The organism is Phaeobacter porticola, assembly GCF_001888185.1.
GTDB lineage: Bacteria > Pseudomonadota > Alphaproteobacteria > Rhodobacterales > Rhodobacteraceae > Phaeobacter > Phaeobacter porticola.
In genome coordinates this window covers 2879303-2902124 of the sequence record NZ_CP016364.1, presented here as the reverse complement: position 1 = coordinate 2902124, position 22822 = coordinate 2879303, and the positions used below count along the sequence as shown (strand labels likewise).

The following is a 22822-nucleotide window of genomic DNA, read 5'->3' as shown; positions in this document are numbered from 1 at the left end:
CCCCTCGTGGTCATAAGCTTAGCTTTAGATCCGCCCAATGTCGCCCGCATTCGTCGTCTGAGGTAAACTCTTGAATGAGACGCAAGGCCGTGTGATCGAAGAGGGGTGGCACATGGGCAGCGCTGGACGGGGCATGAGGGGGTAGACGTGTATTTTGAAATTGATGATGTGCGGATCGAGGTGAATATAGCCGATGCCGCCCGGCTAGAGCAGGCTGTGATGGGGCATTTTCAGACCCGGCGCGGCTTTGCGCTGGCGACAGTGAACCTCGACCACCTGGTAAAGATGCGGGCCTCTGGTGACTTTCTTAAGGCGTACGCGGCGCAGGATTTTGTCGTGGCAGACGGGCGGCCAATTGTCTGGCTGTCGCAGCTTGCACAGCGGCCAGTGGAACTGATGCCGGGGTCGGACATGGTCGTGCCCTTGTGCCGCTGGGCGGCGCGCGCCGGGGTGCCAATCGCATTGGTGGGCAGCACTGATAAGGCCCTCAAGGATGCGTCCGAGGCGCTTATCGCTGAGGTGCCCGGATTGGAGGTCGCCTGGTGTCACGCGCCGTCTGGGGTGTTTGATCCCAGTGGAGAGGAGGCGGCGAAAATCCTGTCAGAACTTGGACGCCGACAGATCGGCCTCTGCTTCCTGGCTCTTGGGGCCCCCAAGCAGGAAGCCATGGCGGCCCGTGGCCGGGCTCTTGCGCCAGAGGTGGGGTTTGCCTCTGTTGGGGCTGGCTTGGATTTTCTGGGGGGTCATCAGAAACGTGCGCCGGAATGGGTTCGCAAACTGGCGCTTGAATGGCTGTGGCGGGCGCTCAGCAGTCCGCGCAGGCTTGGGCCACGCTATTTGCGCTGTCTTGCGATCCTGCCGGGGCAGCTATTGCATGCACTGCGCTTGCGTCACCCCTGAAACGGCCCAAGCCCGTATTCACGTGGGATCATTTGTATTCCAGCAGACCACGGTTGCGGCCACGAAGGCGCAGCCAGTGGAATTCAAGCGCGCCCTGTGCCTCGGCAAATTTGCCAAGCACCGAATAGAGCGCGCGCGTCACCCCCATTCGGCGCGACAGGCGCAGCCATTGCGCCGGATAGATCAGTGCCAGAAGCAAGGCCCAGCTGGTAAACATCAGGGCCAACAACAAAATACCCAATGGCAATCCCGCGCCCCAAATCAATGCCCGCCGGGTTTCTGCAACCCAATGACGCTCAGGCGCGGTTCCATGCAGCGCTGCACCCTCTGCAAAGGCAAAACCAGCACGACGGCTGCGTTGCCACCATTGCGAAAACCGGTACATTTGCGCGTCATGCAGGGTCATCTCTGCATCCAGCCGCCAAATGCCCCAACTGGCCCGTGCGAGACGCAGGCACAGCTCCGGTTCTTCGCCAGCAATCAGGTCGTTGCGATATCCGCCGACCTCCTTCAGGGCCGCCAGCCGCATCAGGGCGTCGCCACCGCAGGCCTTGGTCGGGCCAATTGGCGTATTCCATTCGTGATCGCAAAGCTGATTGTAAATCGACGCTTCGGGATGGCGTTCACGGCGACGGCCACAGGCGACGGCCAGCTTTGCATCTGCCTCCAGCCGAGACTTGGCGAGAGGAATCCAGCCGACAGCGACATCGCAGTCGGCGTCCACCAATTGCACATAGGTGCAATCCCCCGCCAGATGTGCGAGACCTGCGTTGCGGGCGCGGGCGGCGGTGAAACCTTCGCTCATATCAAGCGAGATCGCATGCGCGCCCAAGGCCTCTGCCGCTGCTACAGATCCGTCGGTCGAGCCGCTGTCAACGTAGATCACCTGCCGCACCTGCCCTTGCAAACTGCGCAGGCAGCTGACCAATCGTGCGCCCTCGTTCCGGCCGATTACGACGGCGTCGACATAGGGCGTCGCGGAGACGGGCGGGGCCGCTGCGTCTCGGTCACCATTCATTATGTGATTTCCTTCAGATAGCGAGGGGCCAGTTGCACAAATCCCTGCGCGCGCAACAGCGCCGGACCCTCATAGACCTGCGCCGCAGTGGACCAAAGCGATAGATCGGGATCGGCGGAAAATCCGGCCACACGCAGCGCATCTTCGCCATGTGGAATGGCCTCGCTCGACTGGGATGCACGGTCTCTGGCCAGGGCGTTGTTGGCGAATTTGTAGTGTTTCAGAACGGCCATGACATCTGCAACCCGGACACCCGTGGACAGATGCGGATGAACCGCCGGAGCAACCCCCTCACCAATATGAACCAGAGGATGCTTGCTAAGGCAGCAACGCTCGCCAAAAACGGCACCACGAATGCCATCAAACTGCATTTTTGGCTCTGCTGTGTCTGGCAGTTCATTCTGTTGCAGGAAATACGACAGCCCTGTCGCTTTGCTGTCGTAAGGCAGGGCGCGCACCGCTGTGATGTCATAGTGGCAGAATTGATCCTGAACAGCGCGATAAGACAGATCCGCCACTGTGGTGAGCGGGGCATTGGGAAACATCTCCAGCATTTGCGCCATCATAGCAGTATACCCGTGACGCTCGAGATAGGTGATCAATCCAGGCAATCCGGCCGCGTTCTGCCCCTCAAACTCCAGGATCTCGTCCATGTCAGCAAAAAGACACCAGCGGTCCTGACAGAACCTCCGGGCGGCATAGCCACGGAACATGTTTTCAAACCGGCCCCAGGGCAGCAAGGATTGCAACACGGTGACATCAGGTTCCGCCGCCAGCCGTGCCAGCGTCCCATCTGCTGAACCGGTGTCGCAGAACACAAAATGCGTAACCCCAAGGGCGCGGTAGTGGCTCAGAAACACATCCAGATAATAGGCCCCGTCACGCACTAATGCGATCACCGTAACCGCATCCGGCGTGGACTTAGGTTGGCGCGGACCAGAGATATGGCGCACGGAGGCGCTGAACCGTAACCGGTCGCCAGGCAGGGCCACATACCGGTCCCACAGGCCCGACAGGCGCGCGGCTACGCCGTTGCCGCGCGGGCGGGTGCGATTTTCCTGCGGATGCTGCGCGCCGTCATCTGTGCCTGTCATCGTGTTTCCTGATCGATTGGCACAAGTTGCGCAAAAACATGCCCATCTGGCAAGGTGTATGAGTTATGTTAGCGCCTAAACAATCCGCGCAGCTCCAATTGCATTTAGCCATCGAATACGGCAGTGTCTCGCCAAATTCGACATCAGAAAGGCAGAGCACATGAGCACGGACATAACAGTGCTGGTTGGCGACGTGGGCGGCAGTAACACGCGGTTGGCGCTTGCCGGTCCTGAAATCGGTGTCACTGCGTTGCAGAGCTTTGCCAACGACAGTTTCTCGAGTCTGGACGACGTGCTGGCGGCCTATTGTGCGCAACCAGACCTGCCGTCGCTGGCGGGGGCATGTATCGCTGTGGCAGGGCCTGTCTACGGCGATGAATACCAGCTGACCAATCGGAATTGGCACGGTACGACGGCTGGCCTGGCACAGCAGCTGCAATTGGGTGAAAATGCACGAGTGGATGTGATCAATGATCTGGCGGCGTTGGGCCATTCCTTGCCTGCCTTGATCCCCGGTCAGCTGTCGTCGCTGCGTGCTGGTCATCAGCGGGGCAAGCAGGCGCTGGTCGCCGGGATCGGCACTGGGTTCAATGTCTCGCTATCCGTTGATGGCCACACCGCCGAGGCCGAGATGGGCCATACCAGCCTGTCGGCCCCTGTCGCCAGGGATCTGGCAGCGCTGTTGGGGGATAAAATCGGCGAATTTGCCACCAATGAGGATCTGTTTTCGGGTCGTGGACTGGTGCGCTATCATCAGGCGTTACACGGCGTCGCAGCCGAGGGCGGCGCACAGATTGTGGCGGCCTATCAGGACGACAGTACAAGCGCGGCGGCCCATACCGTGACCTCTTGGGCGCGTCTGTTGGGTCACTTCGCCCGTGAGCTGGTGCCGACCTATATGCCGGGGCAGGGGATTTTCTTTGCCGGCAGCGTGGCACGGGGTGTTTTGGGGACCCCTGCGCGCGAGGACTTTTTGAACAGTTTCCTGCAACCTGCCACTGGCGTGCAGAGCCGCTGTGAGACCACGCCGCTGTGGCTGATCACTGATGACGCCGCAGGCGTCAGTGGGGCGGCGCGCTTTGCCATTGATGTCGCAGGCGGTGCTGGCTAACACCCAGAACGGCCTTGAAACCTTACCATAAGGCCCCGGCGCATAACGCCGGGGCCTTTTTAATGCGGTGATGGTCGTTAATGCGGTGATGGTCGCAACAAGACAAAGGGTGTGAGCATGGACGGCTTGTTGGTCCGACCTGAGCTGTGACAGATGGCGGCCATGGTCCGAACACGGCATCTGTGGCACCTGCCGCAGAACGATTTCCCTATCGGAGCAGATACCCTCTCGCCTTGCACATGCATGAATCGTGCGAGACGTCATTGCCCTATACAACTAAATTTTTAGTATTTTAGTTGTTAACAAAGCGTTGATCGTAAATAAATTATTAAACCATAAATGTGTATTCACCTAACCCCTTGGAGAAACACATGGGATATATGGAATTCGTAAGAACCGCTGAAATTGGTAGAAGACATAAACATGTGGATTTATTTCCAACTCTAAACCCACGTACTTGCAGAACGATTGATGATATCAGAACCTGCATGCGTTTGAGGTATCAGGAATACTGCGTGAATAGATCGTGGGAAGCGTTAGAACAATTTCCAGACGGGCTTGAACGGGATCAATATGATGACAGTGCCGTCCATATCCTACTAGAAGACCAAAGAACTGGTGACCCAGTGGGGACTGTCCGCATTCTCTATCAAAGCTTTGAAGCCAAGGATCCGCAATTCCCGTCTTTTGAGAGGTCCGACAGGTTTCAAAAGCATATGCGTCGGCATTGGACCAAAGGAAAACTTATCGAGATATCCCGGTTTACGCTTTCGAGAGAGCATTCGGCGACCAAGGTGAGCCGTGCGGATCTTGCGACCGGCATTTTCCCTGCGTTGGCTCTGGTTCGCGGGATCATGCGGGCGATTGCATATGATGATGTTGATACAGTGATCATGACCGTTGCCCCCGGTTTGCAGCGCATGCTGTCTCGATCTGGTTTTCGCTATCATGATATCGGTGTGCGCATTGATCATCGCGGTATCAGAGTGCCGATATATCGTGAACTTCCCGCTCTGCTGGCAGAGCTGTTTGATAAGAACGTCGAGGTCTGGCGCTATATCACTGACAATGGTGAGACATGGCCACTGGATCGGCAGGCTCTCGAAAGAGAAACCAGATACGCGATTTGATCCGAGCTCTCTCTTGCTGATGTGAGCACCCTCCATTTTCTACATTGATTGGGTTAATTATGATTTTTCAACAGATTGAAGAAGATACTACGCCTTCCAAAACGTTCTCATACGAAGAGGCGTTCTCCCGAACCCTTGGATGGATCACGCGCGAAGAACAACAAGTTTTGCGTGATAAGAAAGTCGCGATCTGCGGGCTAGGCGGCGTCGGAGGCGCCCACGCAATAACCCTTGCGCGCCTCGGGGTCGGAGCCTTTCAGCTTGCGGATTTCGATCATTTTGACTTGGCCAATTTCAACCGACAGTTCTGCGCAACCATGTCCAATCTTGGGCGTCCAAAACAGCAGGTGATTGCCGAACATCTTCTGGACATCAACCCCGAGATCAAGATCGAAAGCTGGGACCAAGCGATCACATCTGATACGGTTTCCAAATTCCTGGACGGGGCGGACATCTACGTCGACTCCATCGACTTTTTCGCACTGGAGGTCCGCCGTGCATTGTTTGCTGAGGCCAGACGCCGTGGCATCCCTGCGATCACCGCAGCTCCAGTTGGCACAGGATGCGCCTGGTTGATCTTCACACCGCAGAGCCAGTCGTTTGAAGAATATTTCGGGTTTTCAGAACACAATGATGACGATGATTACATTCGTTTCCTGCTTGGTCTTAGCCCAAAAGGATTGCATCGATCCTTTTTGGTAGATCCGTCATTTATCGACTTCAAAGCCCAAAAAGCTCCGTCGACGCCAATGGGGATCACTCTTTGTGCCGGTATTGCAGGGACAGAGGTGTTAAAGCTTCTATTACATCGTGGCGGCACAAAGGCCGCGCCTTGGTTTCATCAATTTGACGCATCCTCAGGAAAATGTGTTTCAGGAAGGTCGTGGTTTGGCCCTCACAGTATAATACATCGATATAAATTGAGGCATATCAGAAGAACTGTTGAGAATACGAACGCTGAATAGTAAATTAGCATATATGGATATCGTGTTAATAAAGGCCGGGTAAAAATACAGGGCCTTTGTTTCGTCGATCAGCGCGTGATCCAAAACTTGTTTTGTGGTTCTGATGGCGTTGTTGCAGCACTCTGAGTGCTAAGGATTCACAATACGAATCCATGCGGCTAGACAGGGCAGATGAACAAGCCCGCACTTGGCCGCTACCGTACGACGCATTGGTCCAGCTAGAACGATGCGCTCAGAAAGCGCGGGTCGCTTCTGATCTGGTTGGACAACGAGATGATCTGGCTCGCGCCGCAGGATGGCAGCCCCGGCCGCCCTGCGGTCTTCTCGGGTGCGGCGATCCAGTTTGCCTGTCGATCAAGGTTCTGTTCAAGCTGCCCCTCCGGCAGACCGTCGGGAGGGGCACCAGCCTTTTGCACCTGGCGGGTCTGGACTGGCCCGTTCCGGATTTCTCTACGCTGGCCGTCCAGATCCGATATCGCCGCGCCGGTGGGCCGCTGAACCTGCTTGCCCCCTCTCGGGACATCACTGTGTGATGCCCTGCCGGGCAGTGGATGGCGCCTATGACACGCGACGCTGCCATGCCGCGATCCTCGCACGCGGCACTGCCGAGATCATCCGCGTCGCCTAAAGTTCGGAGGGGAAAGCGGGAGACAGGCCTCAACAGCGAGTTCTGCAAAAATGCCGATCAGATAGCCGACTGGGTCTGGGACGTGTGTCAGTAGTCCCGCTTGAAGAACAGGCCCAGGCCGGTTTCACCCTCGCCATCTACTTTACCAGTGACGGTCAGGCTCTTGCTGACGTCCAGATTGATGCTCAGCTCGCTTTCGCCTCGGGTGTTGACGTTGAAATCGGTATAGACGTTCTCAGACACATAGCCGCCGATATCCAGTAAGCCGGCGCCCAATCCCAGCTCGACATTGCTGGCACCGGTTTCGTCGCGCAACTTGTTTTCTGCGCGATTGCTGCCGCGGCCGCTGAGGGTGGCAACAGATCCGGCCAATCGGGCCAGTGCCAAAGGTGATAGATCCTGAATATTGTCGCCAAACAACAGCAAGGCCAGCGCCTCTTCGCTGGGCCGTTCAGGGTCTGACGTCACTTTGATCTCTGGGCTGTCGATCAAACCAGAGATCTCCAATGTTGCGCTGCCGCCAGAGGTGGAAGAAGACGAGCGTAGCAGAAGGTAGGGGCGCAAATCGCCCTGCATGGTGATCCGCCCCTCGTCGAGATCCAGCCTGCGGCCCAGAATGTCAAATGTGCCTCGGATCAGGCTGATCTGGCCCGCAGGGGCAAGGTTGGCGGTGCTGCCGCGCAGCTGGATCTGCCCGCCCAACTCGGCCCGCACGCCGCGTCCTCGTGCAAAAATTCGGTTCGGAGCGCTGATCAACACATCCAGCAGGGTACGACCCCTGCCGCCGTTTGCACCACTGCCCGTGTTGATCAGCCCGGCCCGGGCGCGGGTGCGACGTACGTCCGAAGGCTCGCCTGTATGGCGGATTTCAGGAATGGGCGCGGCGGTTACCGATCCGCCGGCAGTGGCAAGATTGATGTTGGTCTCGCCCACGTCGATACGCCCGCTCAGCCGATTGGTCCGGGTCAAACCGCCCGCCAGCGTCAGCGCGCCGGACAGACGGGTATCGTAGGACAGCTGATCGCTCAGGATGACATCTGCCAATGCGATTTGAAGCTGGGCATCAAAGGGCGCGATCAGCGCAACTGGGCCGTTCACACGGATCTGCCCGCCGTCGCGGGGCTGCGCTGTTAGCTGAATATTGGCTCTAGACCGCGCAATAGAGACGGTTGCGTTGATCGCATCAAGCCGTTGTGCCGCAGCCGGGATGGCCAGCGATGCGCCACTGGTGCGGATCTGACCGCTGAGATTGGCCAGCGATGGCTCCCCTCGTAGCGACAGGTCGAACTGCGCCGGGCCGCGCACCAGATTGGGCGTGATAAAGGGGTTGATCCCTTCCAGCCGCAATTGTCCCTTGGCATCAATATCAGCGCGGCCTTGCAATTCGTCCCAGCTGCCGTTGACGGTGCTGGTGACACCGGCTGGCCCAACGGCGCGACTGGCGATCTGCCAGACGCCAGCGCGGCGGCGGGCGGTGCCCTCGGCCGTCAACCGCCCCGACAATTCGGGCACAAATCGCTGTACCTCGGCGATCAGTGCGTCAAAAGTAATGTCGGCATCGCCCTTGTTTTCAGACACGGTCCCGTCCAGATCGGCAGAGATCCCCGCAGGTCCCTTGGCCACGCCGTCGAAATTCCACACCCCGGCGCGCCGACTGGCGCTCCCCTTTGCGGTCAGCGATCCTGCGAGCGTGGGCACAAACCGTTCCAGCGCGTTGATCGCGGCATCGACGTCAAAGTCGCCATCGCCGTTCATGTTCATCGCGCCGGTCAGCTGTGCCAGCGAGGACTTTGGTCCGCGCAACTCGGCCATGCCGGAAAAGATCTGATTGTCTCGCGTGACATTCGCGGAAAATTCTAGGGCGCCGGGGGCCTGTGGCAGAATTTTCTCCAACTGCTTCAAGGTTGCTTCTAGGCTAAGTTGGCCACGGGTGCTGCCCAGCTGGCCATTCGCCTTGGCCGACATGGCCTTGCCGTCCAGCGCAAAGCGGTCGATCCGCAGCCCGCTTTCGTCCCGCGCAGCCTTCAGCGCCAGCGATGTGGTGCCGCCGATCAAATCATCCACCGGCTTTAGCCCGGCAGAAAGATCCTCCCCGAGCATTGACAGGTTAATGTCGAATGCGCCGGACAGTGGCGTGGCAGAGCCTGCGGCAGTCGCTGTCATACGTCCCGCCAGCGGCCGGCCGGCCAGCGTCGAGAACCGCGCCAGATTCTGTGCGTTTGCCTCGATATCGGCAGCTACCCGCAACCCGCTTTCCAGCCCTTCTACGGTCAATTCGCCAGTGGCACCATAATCTGTCCCAAGAAGCAGCATATCAGTAACGCGCAGGGCACCGGGCCCATCGGTCGTGACCTGCCCATCAAACGTAATGGCCGCGCCGAGTGCTTCTGCGAGTGCAGGATCCGTGGGCACAAAGCCGGTTAGCGCAGCGGCGATTTGACCGTCCAATGCAAACCCGCGATTTTGATCCAGCGTCCCCGTCATGTCCAATTCGGCGCGAGAGATGCGCAGGGCGGGGTTGTTCAGCCGCTTCATGACTGCGGTGACGGTCCAGTTGCTGCCGGTGGGTTTCTGCACATGCAGCGAGAGGTCGGTCACCGTGGTCGAGCCGCCGGCGACGGGTAGAACAACCGCCTCTTGGCCCAGTGGTGGGGTGATATCGGCGGTCAAATCCGCGCTTTCCAATAGGCCACCCGCTGCCATCTGCAATTGGCCAGAGAGATCCAGCGCTTGCGTGCTGAGCGCCAGATCCTCAATCACCACGCCGCCTGTCGCGCGGGTTTGGCCACGCAACCGTGCCTGCATATCGGGGCCGAAGAACGGCTGGTAAACCGGTTCGACCAGTTCGGTGATGTCGCCTGTCAGATCGGCGCGAAAACCGATGGGGCGGCTGCCATCTGCTGGATCGGTGGGTGCAGCCTCGGTTGCAGCCAGCACAAGCGTGCCACCCAGACGCTGGCTACCATCCGTTTGTAGCGCCAGTTCGGCCTTAAAATCATTGACCGGACCATTGCCCTGCAATGCCAGTTCAATATCCGGGCCACCCGGCAAGTCCAGTGCGGTGCTGACCAAACCGCCGTCATCTTCCTTCAGCAGCATGTCGACGGTGATATTGCCAGTTTCATTGGCAAACCCGGCGGCCAGCGTTAGCGTGTCACTGTCGCGGTCCAGTCGTGCGATCTGTAGCGCACTGTCCAGGGTTCCATTGGCAAGGGAAAGTGATCCATCAAGGCTGAGAACCGCCGCGACACCGACCAGATCCTGCCCCAGTGTCAGGCGTCCAACCTTGATCTCTCCCAAGGTGATTGAAACAGGCAGCTCGGGCAGCTGGAAAGGCGCTGCTTCGGGGGTCGGGAGGTTGGGATCTTCCAGCGGTGCGGCAGGCGCACGTTCGATATGAATGCGGTCGGCCTTCAGCGTGTTGACAGAAAAGGCACCGCGCAGCAGTCCAAGACGGTTCCAGTCCAGTTCAGCGCCTTCAATCGTCAGCCAGATCCCGTCGCTATCGGCCACCGTCAGCTTTTCCAGCGTCGCCTGCGAGGACAACGCGCCCTCCAAGCCAGTGACGCGGATCGCCCGACTGTCGCCTGACAGCGTATCCTCCAGGAAATCGACCAGCAGCCCGCCGGCCTCGCTGCTGTCTTGCGCATGGATACCAGACGCGGGGATCACCAGCGTCGTGGCGACCAGCAGGGGGGACAGCAGGGCGGCAGGGCGAAGAGCTGAGAGAAACCGTTTCAAAATGCTTGTCCTATGCCGATGTAAAATTGCAGACCATCCTCACTGCCGCCGTCCACGGGGTAAGCGAGGTCAAAGCGGATCGCACCGATACCGGCCACATCATAGCGCACCCCGACGCCAGCGCCTGCATGGCGGGCCGAATCTGATGAGACAAAACTGTCAGCGTCCACCAGTCCGACGTCGTAAAAGCCGACAAGAGTGAACTTTTCACTGATGCGGCCGCGCACCTCGCCGGATAGGGCCAGGTAGCCGCGCCCACCTGCAGTGCCGCCCCCGGCAGGCACGCCAAGAGATTGGAATTCCTGTCCGCGCACAGACCCGGCACCGCCGGAATAGAACAACAGCGTCGGTGAAATTTCGGACAGTGACGGGCCAATTACAGATCCCAGTTGCAGGCGTCCGGCCAGTACGATGCGGTCATCTGGCCCAAACCCCTTGTAGGCACGCCCATCGAATTTCAGTTGCAGCCCCGACTTGCTGCCATCAAGCCCGATAAAGGGCACTGCGCGGGCGTCAAGATAGTAACCGCTGGTCGCGCTTAAACTGCTGTCGCGTCCATCGTATTCGGCGCGCAAATATCCCGCCAGATATTTGAACCGCCGCTTGCCAAAAACATCTTCGGCCAAAGTGCTGTCAAAGCCGACGGCCGCCTCGGCAAACAGTTGGTTGGAATAGACCCTGCGCACACCGATGCCCCCCAGACCGCGGGTTGCTGTGTAATGCTCTTCGTCAAGCCGTTCAGCCTCCAGAAGGTAGAACAGGCTATCGTCGGGGCCAAAGGCGGCAGGGCGGTCCAGGCGCAGTGCCACGCGTCCGTCAAGATCATTTGCGCTGCCGATACCGGACAGACGTGCTTCAAACCGTAGCCGTTCCGCGCCGCCAAACAGATTACGATGCATCCAAGTGGTGCTGACCTCCAGCCCGTCTGAGGAGCTGAGTTCCGCACCAAAGGTCAGCCGCCGCGGCGGCATGTCCTCAATGGTGGCGGTATAGTCCAATGTGCCATCGGCGTTGGCTGTTTTGGCAGGGCGGATGACAACCGACGAGAAGGCACCCGTGCGTCGCAGGCGGGTGGAAGATTTCGACAGCAGATCAGGGTGAAATACCTCGCCAGTGGGGAAACCTGCGATCCGCTGGATGGCCTCGGCGCGGACCGCAGAGGGGTTGGCCAACTTCAACGCGCCAAAACGCAATTGTGGGCCGGGGGCAATGCGCAGGCTGGCGTTTAGCCTGGCCTCCAGATGGTTTGCCGTAATCGACTGGCTGCCCACATCGGCCTGCGGGTGGCCGGCATAGCGCCAATTGTCGACGCCGGCATTGGCGGCATCACGAAGAACGGCGGTGGTGGCTGTACGTCCGGCCGCAAAGTCCTCTGGGATTTCCACCTCGCGTTTGGGCGGGAGCGGGCCAAGCTCAGCGGTGCCAAAGGTGAACTTTGGTCCGGCTTTGACTGTGATGTCGATGGATTTGATTTCGGGCGGCAGGTTCAAAGGCTGGATGCGGGCCGCCTCGCGCCCGTCCATACGGATTTGCACCACGGGCGAGAAATAGCCCTGATCATAGAGCACCTGCACCAGCGTACGATAGTCCGACAGCGCCGCCGCCAGCAGCGGCTGCACGCCAGTCTCACCCCGTGCACTGGCGGACAGCGTGGCCGAGGCATCCTGCAAGAGATCGCGCAGATCGCCATCGGATCCGGGCGCTGTCAGCCGGGTGTCGGCGGCCATCGCTGCGTTCCCCGCACCCAAGAAGAGGATCGCCATAATGGCCATCCGATAGGGCAGACCACGCAGTAAGAAACCTGTCGCCTTGGCGTGGCATTGAAGCAATGAGCGGTGTCGGATGGGTCGGTAACGGGACATGGGCGCTCCGGGCGGTGTGCAAGGGCGTCCGCCGGCCTCGTGCGCGCATTATTGCACAGCCAAAGACGTTTGGACCGGGATCAGACCTAACATAGGCGCAATCCGGGGTGAAACGTCAATCCGGCTGAAAGAGTTCCCGCATGTTTTGCTGTTCAACACTTTGACAGCTGCGTGGCTTTACATCTGCGTTGCGCGGAACCAACGACGGATCGCGGCGCGATCTTCAGGTTCCATATAGGTGACATTGGCAGGGGGCATCGCATGGGTCACACCTGCCTGCAGATAGATCTCGTGCGCGCGGCGGGCCACATCCCCCTCTGTTTCCAGCAGCACACCCTTGGGTGCGGTGCGGATGCCATCCCAGAACGGCTCTCGCGCGTGGCACATGCTGCACCGCCCCATGACGATTTCATGGACCTGCTCAAAGCCTTCGGTGTTGGCCATTGCCAGCGCAGTACCGCTCAGCGCCGCTTCTTCCCGCGCATCATCGCCCTCATGCTCAAGCCCCAGCGAGGAGAGGATGATCACACCCAGAAACAGCAGCGCCGTGGCGAGCCAGGTCCAAGTGGGATTCCCGCCGCGGGCATGGCGCGTGTTGAAGTAATGCCGGATGGTGACGCCCATCAAGAACACCAGCGCGGCGATCAGCCAGTTGTATTCACTGGCAAAGGCCAGCGGGTAGTGGTTCGACAGCATCAGGAACACCACCGGCAGCGTCAGATAGTTGTTGTGGGTCGAGCGCAGCTTGGCGATCTTGCCGTATTTGGCGTCCGGTGTGCGGCCTTCCTGCAAATCTTTTACCACAATGCGCTGGTTGGGCATGATGATGAAAAACACATTGGCGGTCATGATCGTGGCGGTGAAGGCGCCCAGATGCAGCATCATGGCGCGGCCGGTGAACACCTGATTGAGCCCCCAGCCCATCGCGACCAGCATCACAAACAATAGCACCATTAGCAGGGTTGGACGCTCGGCAAGGCCTGATTTGCACAGCCGGTCATAGACCAGCCAGCCAATTGATAGCGTCGCGGCAGAGATCAGGATCCCCTGCCAGAGCGCCAGATCTGCCTTGGACTGATCAATCAGATAGAGCTCTCCGCCGACCCAATAGACCAACATCAACAGAGCAAAACCCGACAGCCAAGTCGAATAGCTTTCCCATTTGAACCAGGTCAGGTGGTCGGGCATTTCGGCCGGCGCCACGAGGTATTTGCGGACATGATAAAACCCGCCCCCGTGAACCTGCCATTCCTCACCATGCGCCCCAACCGGCAGGTCCGGGGCCTTGCGCAGGCCCAGATCCAGCGCGATGAAGTAAAACGAAGAACCGATCCAGGCGATTGCGGTGATCACATGCAGCCAACGAATGGCAAAACCCAGCCAATCCCACATCATCAACAGCTCAAACATTCAGATCCGGTCCTTTGTCGCCCAATGCGGCAGGGGGTGCCGGGGCATGGGTTAGAATTCGTCACCGGCAGCCGGGGAATGGTGTCACAGACAGCTCATCCGATGCGGGTCCGGTCAGACTAGGCAAAGCGGGGTTTATTCGGTATTCCCATATACTGCCAAACTGTATCAAAAATTCTGGAACAATCGCAGGCCTCTGTCATGTCTTATCTCGACAATATCCGCACCTTTGTCCGGGTCTACGAACTCGGCTCTATGTCGGCGGCGGGCCGTGATCTGCGGGTGTCGCCTGCGGTGACCTCGGCGCGGATATCGCAGCTGGAGGAATACCTCGGCGTGCGCCTGTTCCAGCGCACCACCCGCAATCTGACGGCAACCGAGCAGGGGCGAGCCTTCTACGATGGGGCTGTTGCGGTGCTGGACGCGGTCGATGTGGCCGAGGCAAAGGTGATGCATCTGACCGATACGCCCCGTGGGACCCTTTTTGTGGCGGCACCTCTGGGGCTTGGGCGGCGATTGCTGGCACCTGAGGTCCCGCAGTTCCTGTCAGACTACCCAGAGATCAATCTGCGCCTACGCCTGTCTGACCGTGCTGTTGACTTGACCAGCGAGGGGCTGGATCTGGCGTTCTTCCTTGGTCAGCCCGAGGACAGCAACCTGCGCATCCGCAAAATCGCCGATTGCCAGCGCGTGCTTTGTGCCGCACCCGATTATGTAGTCAGACGGGGTATGCCAGAGGACGGCGCCGCATTGCTGCGTGATGGCCACGACTGTCTGAACTTGCGCTATCCCGGTGCGAGCGAGTTTCAGTGGCTTTTGCAGACCAGCGACGGGCCGCAGCGCTATGCGGTGAGCGGGCGCTATGAATGTGACGATGGCGATGTGTTGACCGATTGGGCGCTGGCGGGCGAGGGGATCGTGCTAAAGCCGACCTTCGAGGTGGCCGACCATCTTGCCGCCGGGCGTCTGGTGCCTGTGGCCGTAGCGACACCGCCTGTGCCTGTGCAACTGGCCTGCCTTTACACGCATCGGCGCCACCAGGACCCCAAGACACGGTTGTTCATGGACTATATGACCAGCCAGCTGGCCACCCGCCTGCGCGAGGCTGGTGGCGCAGCGCCTGTTAGTCCCGCCAGCTAGTCGCCCCTGACCGTGCACGCCTGACCACGCGCCCAGACGGCATCCCGGGTCCAGGCGTCACCGGGCGGCGACGCGGTCAGCTGCCGCGATAGGTGGAATAGCCAAAGGGCGACAGCAGCAGCGGCACATGGTAATGCGCGCTTTCGTCTGTGATGCCAAACCGGATCGGCACGTCGTCCAGAAACAGCACCTCGCCCGAGGCCTGTCCACTGGCGCGCAGATATTCCCCAGCTTCAAACACCAATTCATATGTGCCGGTCACAAAGTCCTTCTTGGGCAGGATCGGGGTGTCCGTACGCCCATCTGCATTGGTCAGCATTTTGGCCATCTCTGTGCGTCCGCCTGCGTCCAGCCGATAGAGCCGGATCGGCAGCCCAGCGGCAGGGCAGCCGCGCGCCGTGTCCAGAACATGTGTGGTGAGATACCCGGCTTCGGTTCCATAGCTCATTTTGTCGTCCTCCTGCTGTAGAGCTACCTCTGCCCGATAGGGGCAGGTGCTGCAAACCTGTCAGATCTGATAGTGTATTCGGGAAAATTTGAAAAATCGCGCAGCTCTTCTGCCATAGTAATGACAGACAGTTGTTTGGAAAGAGGCGCTTGCGCAATGAAGAGATACCCCCGCAACATGATTGGCCATGGTGCAATGCCGCCCGATGCTGCGTGGCCCGGTGGGGCAAAAATTGCGGTGCAATTCGTGCTGAACTACGAAGAGGGCGGCGAAAACAACATCCTGCATGGCGATGCAGGCTCTGAGGCGTTTCTTTCCGATATCGCAGGCGCAGCCTCTTGGTCGGGGCAACGGCATTGGAATATGGAATCGATCTACGATTATGGCGCACGGGCCGGGTTCTGGCGACTGCACCGTATGTTCACCGCCGCCAATATCCCGCTCACCATCTACGGCGTTGCCAGCGCGTTGGCGCGGTCCCCAGAACAGGTCGCCGCTATGAAGGCCGCCGACTGGGAGATTGCCTCGCACGGGCTGAAATGGGTCGAACACAAGGACATGCCCGAAAAGGATGAGCGCGCAGCGATTGCCGAGGCGATCCGCCTGCATACCGAGGTTGTCGGCACGCGCCCGCGGGGCTGGTACACTGGACGCTGTAGTGAAAACACCGTCCGTCTGGTGGCTGAAGAAGGCGGATTCGACTATATCTCTGACACCTATGACGATGATCTGCCCTATTGGTTGGAGGTAGGCGACCGCGATCAACTGATCATTCCCTATACGCTGGAAGCCAACGACATGCGCTTTGCCACGGCCCCCGGTTACATCACAGGCGAGCAATTCTATCAGTACTTGAAGGACGCGTTTGACCTGCTCCACGCCGAAGGCGAGGCGGGCGCGCCCAAAATGATGTCGATCGGGTTGCATTGCCGTCTGATTGGCCGTCCGGGCAAGGCGGCGGGGCTGAAGCGGTTCATCGACTATATCCAGAGTTTTGAAAATGTCTGGTGCCCGCGCCGCATTGATATTGCCGACCATTGGACCAAAACCCACCCACATCAGCGTCGCGAACGGCCCAGCCAGATGGCGCAGGACCGCTTTGTGACGGTCTTTGGCGGTATTTTTGAACATTCTCCCTGGATCGCCGAACGGGCGCATGGGTTGGAACTGGGCCCGGCCCATGATCGCGCAGCCGGGGTGCACAATGCGCTCTGTCGGGTTTTCCGCACCGCAAGCGAGGCAGAGCGGCTGGGTGTACTGACCGCACATCCGGATCTGGCAGGCAAATTGGCAGCGGCCAAGCGGCTGACGGCCGAGAGCACCAATGAACAGGCCTCGGCCGGGCTGGATGCGCTGACAGACAAAGAACGCGCACATTTTACGCAATTGAACACGTCCTATGTGGAAAAACACGGCTTCCCCTTCATCATTGCGGTGCGCGATCATGATAAGGCGTCGATCCTTGCTGCTTTTGAGCAGCGCATCGGCAATGATCGAGATCGCGAATTTGCCGAAGCCTGCCGTCAGGTCGAACGCATCGCGGAATTCCGGCTCAGGGATCTCTTGCAATGAACCGCCCAAGCGCGCGTGAGGCCGACCGATGAAGACGATCAATATCCAGCCCATCTCTGCCGAGGCGTTTGCCCCTTTTGGTGATCTGCTTGATTGTCACGGCGCGCCTGACAAGATCATCAATCAGGGCCTTTGCGGGCGATATCATGACCGGGCCACCTTGGATTTTAACGCAGGTCGTGCCGGGCTGAGCCTGTTCAACGCTGAGCCGCGCGCCCTGCCTATGCCACTGCTGATGGTCGAACGTCACCCGGACGGCAGTCAGGCCTTTATCCCAATGAGCGATCATGGCTTTCTGGTGATTGTTGCCCCCGATTGCGACGGCGCGCCGGGCCTGCCTTTGGCGTTTGAAACAGAGCCGGGACAGGCGATCAATTTTCATCGCGGCAGTTGGCATGGGGTCCTGACACCGCTGCATGCACCGGGGCTGTTTGCGGTTGTTGACCGCATCGGAGACGGGGCAAACCTAGAAGAACATTGGTTCGATGCTCCCTATCAGGTGATCCGACCCTGACCCATTACAAAAGGCGCCGCCCCCATCGGGTCATGCGCCTTTTTCTTTGACGAACAGGTGCTCCGCAAAACGAGATCGCCATCGTACCACCGACCAAGACCAACAGATAATAAATGATGTAACCATAACAGAGAGGGACTAAACCATGGCCGACGGGTCGATCGGAACGCCAGCCCAGCTGCGCGATCCAAATTATACGCCACCACTGGCAAAGGCGGTGCCACTGGGCATTCAGCACGTGCTGGCAATGTTTGTCTCCAACGTCACACCGGCCATCATCGTGGCCGGCGCTGCGGGGTTTGGCTTTGGCTCAAACTCGCCTGATTTCCCGGAGCTGCTGTATCTGATCCAGATGTCGATGTTGTTTGCCGGTGTCGCCACTCTGTTGCAGACGGTGACCCTTGGCCCGGTCGGGGCGGCACTGCCGATTGTGCAGGGCACCAGTTTTGCCTTTTTGCCGATCATGATTCCGCTGGTCGCAGGCAAGGGCGTTGATGGGCTGGCGGCGCTGTTTGGCGGTGTTCTTGTCGGTGGGATCTTTCACGCAGCCTTAGGGTTGGTGATTGGCCGCATCCGCTTTGCATTACCACCGCTGGTCACCGGGTTGGTGGTCACCATGATCGGCCTGGCTTTGGTCAAGGTCGGCATCCAATACGCCGCCGGCGGTGTTCCAGCCATCGGCACGCCGGAATATGGTTCGTTGCTCAACTGGTCAGCCGCATTGGTGGTCATCATCGTCACGCTGGGGCTCAAGTTTTTTGCCCGTGGTATGCTGTCGATCTCGGCCGTGCTGCTGGGCCTGATTGTTGGCTATCTCTACGCGCTGATGATGGGCATGGTCACATTTGAGGCGATTGGCACCAGCTGGTCGCGCGCCAGTGCCTTTGCCCTGCCAATGCCGTTCAAATACGGGATCGAGTTCACCTTTGCCGCCATCGTCGGCTTTTGCCTGATGGGGCTGGTGTCTGCAGTGGAAACCGTAGGCGACGTCAGCGGGATCACCCGTGGTGGCGCTGGGCGCGAGGCGACGGATGCCGAAATTTCTGGCGCGACCTACGCCGATGGTGTCGGATCTGCCGTGGCAGGCATCTTTGGCGGACTGCCCAACACCTCCTTCAGCCAGAACGTTGGGTTGATCGCCATGACCGGCGTCATGAGCCGCCATGTCGTGACCATCGGGGCGCTGTTCCTGATCCTTTGCGGGTTGGTGCCGAAGGTTGGCGCGATCATCCGTACCATCCCGATCGAGGTGTTGGGCGGCGGCGTTATTGTCATGTTTGGCATGGTTGTCGCAGCGGGTATTTCGATGCTGTCGGATGTGGACTGGAACCGCCGTAATATGGTGATCTTTGCGATTTCGCTCTCCGTAGGTCTTGGGCTCCAGCTGGAGCCCGGTGCGGTACAGCATCTGCCAGATACACTGCGGGTGCTGATGACCTCGGGTCTCTTGCCGGCGGCGCTGATCGCGGTGGTGCTGAACCTGTTGCTGCCAACCGAGCTGGCCAGCGAGTCGACCGAGGAGGTCTCGGGTGGGCTGTCGGGCCAGGGCCGTGGAAGCCTGCCGGGAGAATAGTCCTGCAACTGGTTTAAGATCTTGATCTTGAAATGAGCAGGGGCCGCAGCAGACATGCGCGGCCCTTTGCTAATGGTGACGGGCACAGGCTCGCAATCAGGTCCGCGCCGCCATCAATCGGGCCATATCCAGCATCCGCGCTGAAAAGCCCCATTCATTGTCATACCAGCCAAAGACCCGCAGCTGATGATCGCCCACCCGACGGGTTTCCGGGCCCGCAAGGATCAGCGATTCAGGTCGGGCGCGCAGGTCCGAGGACACCAGCGGATGGTCGGTCCATCCCAACACCGCCGAGGCACCGACGGCGTTGCGTAGAGTGGTTTCGGCAAAATCCAGCGCCATTGATTGCTGTGTCGTGACCACCAGATCCACCGCCGACACACTGGCCGTTGGTACCCGCACTGCAGCGCCGCTAATGCGGCCTGCCAGATGCGGCAAGACCTCGTCGATCAAATGCATCGCCGAGGTGGTGGTCGGCACCATTGACAGCGCCCCGGCGCGGGAACGGGCAAAGTCACCGCGTGGTGCATCGACCATCGGCTGCGAATTTGTGTAGCAATGGATCGTGGTCATATGACCGCTATCAATCCCCCTCAGGGCGTCCAGCAGCTTGACCAGAGGCGCCAGCCCATTGGTGGTGCAGGACGCATTGGAGATGATCTTGGCCGCACCCAGATCCGTCTCATTCGCACCCAGAACAACGGTCTGTTCAGCAGCCGGCGAGGGGCCAGAGATCAGCACCTTGCGTGCGCCCGCAGCCAGGCCGCGTTCCGCCACATCTGACGTCCGCGCGATGCCGGTACATTCCAGCACCACATCCACGCCACGTAGGTTCAGTGTGCTAAGATCTGCCGTCTGGCTAAATGGGATGCGGCGGCCTGCAATAAGCAGGCTGTCGCCCTCTGCGGTGACTGCGCTGGGGTAGGGACCATAGGTGCTATCGTATTGAAACAAATAAGCGCACATGTCCAAAGGCGCGATATCGTTGATCCGCGCAATCTCAATCCCGTCACCGCGTGGCGATGTCAGGATCTGGCGCAGAATAGCGCGGCCGATGCGGCCGAATCCATTGATTGCAAGTTTCATGCCCAAGCTATGACAGGGCGCACCTGATGGCTCAATCCGCCACAACGGCAATTGTGCCATGGTTTCGGTCACAATTGCCTGCGCGGTGTTTCAATTCAGCGTGCCGGTGGATGCGAGGGTCAGCGGCAGACAAGCTGCGCGATATACGTACCATCTATGGATCGCACCATGGTGGATATGTTGGCACGACAGCCTGTTGCTGCGTGAAACGCGCGCACGGCCTGTTTCGCGCTCAGCACGGCAGGCGGGCGAAAGGCATCCAGTTCCGCGTTCTGACGCACGGCAGTATAGCGCGGTGTCTTCAGGCGCGCGCCCTCGTCGGCCTCCAATGCGGCGACATGCCAGGTCCGGCCCAGCACATGAACGCTTTTTACCTCGCCGACATGTTTCATATCACCGGCCCGCGCAGCGGGTCCGGGCAGCACCGCGCCAAGGGTCAGCGTCAGGGCACAGATTGCGGCACCCAATGTAGTGCGGGGGATCGAGCGCGGCTGACCGGTCGGGCTGTTAGAAATTACAAAGGTCGGCAGGGGCATTTGATTTCCATCTTTGGTCACGGGGGCGTCGCGCAGTCCACGGCACAGTTTGAGGTCTCTCAAGCTTAACCTGTCCTCGCGATCTGGCAAGGCGGGGCAGGCAAGGTATTTTTGTCAAATTGGACATGAGGCGACGCGTGCACCGCCCCATCTTTTCACCTCTGGTCAGCGTGGCGGGCTGAGGGGCATGTGACGGTTCACATCTTTGTAGAGCAGGTAGCGAAAACGCCCCGGACCCCCGGCATAACAGGCCTGCGGGCAGAAGGCGCGCAACCACATGAAATCGCCGGCCTCGACCTCGACCCAATCCTGGTTGAGCCGATAGACGGCTTTGCCTTCCAGCACAAACAGCCCGTGTTCCATCACATGGGTTTCGGGGAAAGGGATCACCCCACCCGGCTCAAAGGTGACAATGGTGACATGCATGTCATGGGACAGATCGCTGGGGTCGACAAAGCGCGTCGTGGCCCAGCGACCCTCGGTGTCGGGCATCACTGTCGGCGCGATATCGCGTTCATTGGCAATCAGGGGCGTGGGCTTTTCAACACCCGGCGCGGTCTGCCAGCGTTTGCGGATCCAATGGAACCCGGCCGCCGTCTCGCTGCTATTGTGCAGGGACCAGTCGGCACCAGCGGGAATATAGGCATAGCCGCCCGGTTCCAGAACATGCTGTGCGCCCGCAACTGTCAGACCCAACCGGCCCTCGGTGACAAACAGCACCGATTGTGCGGCGTCATCATGTTCGGGCAGATCAGATCCGCCGCCCGGTTGCAGCTCGACGATGTATTGTGAAAACGTCTCGGCAAACCCGCTGAGCGGTCGCGCAATGACCCACATGCGCATACCCGTCCAGCCCGGCAGGAACGACGTGGTAATATCACGCATCGTGCCCTTGGGGATCACCGCATAGGCATCGGTGAACATGGCGCGGTCGGTCAGCAGTTGCTCCTGACCGGGATGGCCCCCTTTGGGGGTGAAATAGCGCGGCGCGGTCATCGGCGGTCCTTTCATGATGCACCTTGCATTTATGCGGACTTGCCGGTGGCACTCCAAGGGGGGCGCTTGGGATAACATCCTTCGCGAAATTTTGAATATCGGACTGCCCGCACTTCCGAGAGGCTACAGATCCGCCAATGCCTGGCTCTGGCGCAGCTCTGCCGCGCAAAGTTGCAGCGCCCGCAGGGAGGCTTCGGTGTCTTGCTCAGGGTTCAGTCCACGCGGCGCTGAGCTGCCCACGACGATTGGCCGCTGATCCGGGCGCGATACTGGCACTGCATAGCCAATGATCCCGGTTTCAAACTCACTATCGGTCACGGCGTATCCCTGTTGGCGGGCCGCTGAGATGCGCTCTAGGATCTGGTCGACCTTGATCAGTGACTGTTCGGTATGACGCGGGATCTTGGCGCTCGACAACGCATCGACGGCGATCTCGGCGGGCAGGCAGCCCATCAGCATCCGGCCCAGGCTGGTGTGAACCAGCGGGATATGGGCCCCAGCCGTAAACCCATAGGTGACCGGCGCATGTTCCACAGTGGATTGTGCCAGCAGCAGCACGCGGTTCTGATCAAGGGTGGCCAGCGTGATCTCTGCCCCTAGGCTGCGCGCATGCCTGTTCAGCACCGGCTGCACCTTGCGACCAAACTGATTGGCCTGAAGAAAGCCGCCCGACAGCGCCAGCACTTGCGGTGTCAACGACAGCACACGCCCCTGCTGGCGCAGGTATCCTGCCTGCACCAGAGTCAGCGCCCCGCGCCGTGCGGTGGCGCGATCCTGCCCGGTGCGCCGCGCAATCTCTGCCAGTGTCAGCGTTGGTGTGGCCGCGTCAAACACGGCCAGAACAGCCAGTCCTTTGGCAAAGCTGGAGGAAATATTTCGGTCTTGCTCACTCATCGTCTCTTCCGCAATCTCATGGCAGGGGCCTCATTTGACACAGACCAAATGGTTATATTGGATCCAACATACGGTTATATGTGCGACGACCAGATGTCATCCAGCCAGTCCCGCGTATGTGTCGCTCTCTTGTTGTCCCGCTCTGCCACCATGGGTGGCACATCTATTTGTGTTTTCAGCCATGCGCAGCAATCTGAAGGTACG

18 protein-coding genes and 1 pseudogene are annotated in these 22822 nt (G+C 59.6%); 9 read left to right on the top strand and 10 right to left on the bottom strand.

The annotated features are described in order from the left end of the window. Window positions 1-147: 147 nt before the first annotated feature. Window positions 148-900: a WecB/TagA/CpsF family glycosyltransferase gene (locus PhaeoP97_RS13895; RefSeq protein WP_072505564.1), complete on the top strand. Its 753-nt coding sequence runs from the start codon at window positions 148-150 to the stop codon at window positions 898-900. A 28-nt stretch (window positions 901-928) separates the two neighbouring features. On the opposite strand, the gene PhaeoP97_RS13890 is transcribed toward PhaeoP97_RS13895, so the two are convergent. Further along, window positions 929-1918, bottom strand: a complete 990-nt coding sequence (locus tag PhaeoP97_RS13890) for a glycosyltransferase family 2 protein (protein WP_072505563.1) — start codon at window positions 1916-1918, stop codon at window positions 929-931. Further along, complete coding sequence (locus PhaeoP97_RS13885; protein WP_072505562.1) at window positions 1918-3012, bottom strand: glycosyltransferase family 2 protein; 1095 nt, start codon at window positions 3010-3012, stop codon at window positions 1918-1920. Before PhaeoP97_RS13885 ends, PhaeoP97_RS13890 begins: the two co-directional genes overlap by 1 nt. Window positions 3013-3172: 160 nt before the next feature. Here PhaeoP97_RS13885 and PhaeoP97_RS13880 point away from each other — a divergent pair, with 160 nt between their 5' ends. The 4 genes and pseudogenes from PhaeoP97_RS13880 to PhaeoP97_RS20105 form a co-directional block, all read left to right on the top strand. After that, complete coding sequence (locus tag PhaeoP97_RS13880; protein ID WP_072505561.1) at window positions 3173-4123, top strand: glucokinase; 951 nt, start codon at window positions 3173-3175, stop codon at window positions 4121-4123. A 371-nt stretch (window positions 4124-4494) separates the two neighbouring features. Further along, window positions 4495-5253 (top strand): PEP-CTERM/exosortase system-associated acyltransferase, encoded by a 759-nt coding sequence (locus PhaeoP97_RS13875; protein ID WP_083570386.1) that lies wholly within the window; start codon window positions 4495-4497, stop codon window positions 5251-5253. Window positions 5254-5312: 59 nt separating this feature from the next. After that, on the top strand, window positions 5313-6218 hold the full coding sequence (locus tag PhaeoP97_RS13870; protein ID WP_072505559.1) for a ThiF family adenylyltransferase: 906 nt from the start codon (window positions 5313-5315) through the stop codon (window positions 6216-6218). A 171-nt stretch (window positions 6219-6389) separates the two neighbouring features. Next, window positions 6390-6742: pseudogene (locus PhaeoP97_RS20105) on the top strand (transposase); the annotation flags it as partial. A 191-nt stretch (window positions 6743-6933) separates the two neighbouring features. Here PhaeoP97_RS20105 and PhaeoP97_RS13855 read toward each other — a convergent pair. The 3 genes from PhaeoP97_RS13855 to PhaeoP97_RS13845 all read right to left on the bottom strand — a co-directional run bounded on the left by PhaeoP97_RS13855 (window position 6934) and on the right by PhaeoP97_RS13845 (window position 13859). Next, window positions 6934-10587 (bottom strand): translocation/assembly module TamB domain-containing protein, encoded by a 3654-nt coding sequence (locus tag PhaeoP97_RS13855; RefSeq protein WP_072505558.1) that lies wholly within the window; start codon window positions 10585-10587, stop codon window positions 6934-6936. Beyond that, the gene (locus tag PhaeoP97_RS13850) at window positions 10584-12359 is read right to left on the bottom strand and encodes an autotransporter assembly complex protein TamA (protein WP_072505557.1); all 1776 of its coding nucleotides are present in this window, start codon (window positions 12357-12359) and stop codon (window positions 10584-10586) included. Before PhaeoP97_RS13850 ends, PhaeoP97_RS13855 begins: the two co-directional genes overlap by 4 nt. Before the next feature lie 267 nt (window positions 12360-12626). After that, on the bottom strand, window positions 12627-13859 hold the full coding sequence (locus tag PhaeoP97_RS13845) for a urate hydroxylase PuuD (protein ID WP_072505556.1): 1233 nt from the start codon (window positions 13857-13859) through the stop codon (window positions 12627-12629). A 201-nt stretch (window positions 13860-14060) separates the two neighbouring features. Between PhaeoP97_RS13845 and PhaeoP97_RS13840 the strand changes: the two genes are divergently transcribed. Next, complete coding sequence (locus PhaeoP97_RS13840; RefSeq protein WP_072505555.1) at window positions 14061-14999, top strand: LysR family transcriptional regulator; 939 nt, start codon at window positions 14061-14063, stop codon at window positions 14997-14999. Between the two features lie 76 nt (window positions 15000-15075). Here the strand turns inward: PhaeoP97_RS13840 and uraH are convergent, their stop codons facing one another. Next, entirely contained in the window at window positions 15076-15447 is a 372-nt protein-coding gene (gene uraH, locus PhaeoP97_RS13835) for a hydroxyisourate hydrolase (RefSeq protein WP_072505554.1), read from the bottom strand. Window positions 15448-15603: 156 nt separating this feature from the next. On the opposite strand from uraH, the gene puuE reads away from it, so the two are divergent. From puuE to PhaeoP97_RS13820, 3 genes are all read left to right on the top strand, one after another. Further along, window positions 15604-17019 carry an allantoinase PuuE gene (gene puuE / locus PhaeoP97_RS13830; RefSeq protein ID WP_072505553.1) on the top strand — a complete coding sequence of 472 codons (1416 nt, stop codon included), beginning with the start codon at window positions 15604-15606 and terminating at the stop codon, window positions 17017-17019. Window positions 17020-17047: 28 nt separating this feature from the next. After that, complete coding sequence (locus PhaeoP97_RS13825) at window positions 17048-17533, top strand: ureidoglycolate lyase (protein ID WP_072505552.1); 486 nt, start codon at window positions 17048-17050, stop codon at window positions 17531-17533. Window positions 17534-17678: 145 nt separating this feature from the next. Then, complete coding sequence (locus PhaeoP97_RS13820; RefSeq protein ID WP_072505551.1) at window positions 17679-19106, top strand: uracil-xanthine permease family protein; 1428 nt, start codon at window positions 17679-17681, stop codon at window positions 19104-19106. Between the two features lie 96 nt (window positions 19107-19202). Here PhaeoP97_RS13820 and PhaeoP97_RS13815 read toward each other — a convergent pair whose 3' ends face one another. From PhaeoP97_RS13815 to PhaeoP97_RS13800, 4 genes are all read right to left on the bottom strand, one after another. Then, entirely contained in the window at window positions 19203-20192 is a 990-nt protein-coding gene (locus tag PhaeoP97_RS13815) for a type I glyceraldehyde-3-phosphate dehydrogenase (RefSeq protein ID WP_192849662.1), read from the bottom strand. A gap of 119 nt (window positions 20193-20311) precedes the next feature. After that, window positions 20312-20728 (bottom strand): hypothetical protein, encoded by a 417-nt coding sequence (locus PhaeoP97_RS13810; RefSeq protein WP_072505549.1) that lies wholly within the window; start codon window positions 20726-20728, stop codon window positions 20312-20314. Between the two features lie 165 nt (window positions 20729-20893). Then, window positions 20894-21724 (bottom strand): bifunctional allantoicase/(S)-ureidoglycine aminohydrolase, encoded by an 831-nt coding sequence (locus tag PhaeoP97_RS13805; RefSeq protein WP_072505548.1) that lies wholly within the window; start codon window positions 21722-21724, stop codon window positions 20894-20896. Window positions 21725-21847: 123 nt separating this feature from the next. Continuing rightward, a complete protein-coding gene (locus PhaeoP97_RS13800) occupies window positions 21848-22618 on the bottom strand; it encodes an IclR family transcriptional regulator domain-containing protein (protein WP_072505547.1) in 771 nt (256 codons plus the stop codon). Window positions 22619-22822 lie beyond the last annotated feature (204 nt).

Excerpts from the sequence above, each read along its gene's own strand:
- PhaeoP97_RS13890 (WP_072505563.1), bottom strand. The coding sequence starts at position 1,918 with ATGAATGGTGACCGAGACGCAGCGGCCCCGCCCGTCTCCGCGACGCCC.
- PhaeoP97_RS13885 (WP_072505562.1), bottom strand. The coding sequence starts at position 3,012 with ATGACAGGCACAGATGACGGCGCGCAGCATCCGCAGGAAAATCGCACC.
- PhaeoP97_RS13880 (WP_072505561.1), top strand. The coding sequence starts at position 3,173 with ATGAGCACGGACATAACAGTGCTGGTTGGCGACGTGGGCGGCAGTAAC.
- PhaeoP97_RS13875 (WP_083570386.1), top strand. The coding sequence starts at position 4,495 with ATGGGATATATGGAATTCGTAAGAACCGCTGAAATTGGTAGAAGACAT.
- PhaeoP97_RS13870 (WP_072505559.1), top strand. The coding sequence starts at position 5,313 with ATGATTTTTCAACAGATTGAAGAAGATACTACGCCTTCCAAAACGTTC.
- PhaeoP97_RS13850 (WP_072505557.1), bottom strand. The coding sequence starts at position 12,359 with ATGGCCATTATGGCGATCCTCTTCTTGGGTGCGGGGAACGCAGCGATG.
- PhaeoP97_RS13845 (WP_072505556.1), bottom strand. The coding sequence starts at position 13,859 with ATGTTTGAGCTGTTGATGATGTGGGATTGGCTGGGTTTTGCCATTCGT.
- PhaeoP97_RS13840 (WP_072505555.1), top strand. The coding sequence starts at position 14,061 with ATGTCTTATCTCGACAATATCCGCACCTTTGTCCGGGTCTACGAACTC.
- uraH (WP_072505554.1), bottom strand. The coding sequence starts at position 15,447 with ATGAGCTATGGAACCGAAGCCGGGTATCTCACCACACATGTTCTGGAC.
- puuE (WP_072505553.1), top strand. The coding sequence starts at position 15,604 with ATGAAGAGATACCCCCGCAACATGATTGGCCATGGTGCAATGCCGCCC.
- PhaeoP97_RS13825 (WP_072505552.1), top strand. The coding sequence starts at position 17,048 with ATGAAGACGATCAATATCCAGCCCATCTCTGCCGAGGCGTTTGCCCCT.
- PhaeoP97_RS13820 (WP_072505551.1), top strand. The coding sequence starts at position 17,679 with ATGGCCGACGGGTCGATCGGAACGCCAGCCCAGCTGCGCGATCCAAAT.
- PhaeoP97_RS13815 (WP_192849662.1), bottom strand. The coding sequence starts at position 20,192 with ATGAAACTTGCAATCAATGGATTCGGCCGCATCGGCCGCGCTATTCTG.
- PhaeoP97_RS13810 (WP_072505549.1), bottom strand. The coding sequence starts at position 20,728 with ATGCCCCTGCCGACCTTTGTAATTTCTAACAGCCCGACCGGTCAGCCG.
- PhaeoP97_RS13805 (WP_072505548.1), bottom strand. The coding sequence starts at position 21,724 with ATGACCGCGCCGCGCTATTTCACCCCCAAAGGGGGCCATCCCGGTCAG.
- PhaeoP97_RS13800 (WP_072505547.1), bottom strand. The coding sequence starts at position 22,618 with ATGAGTGAGCAAGACCGAAATATTTCCTCCAGCTTTGCCAAAGGACTG.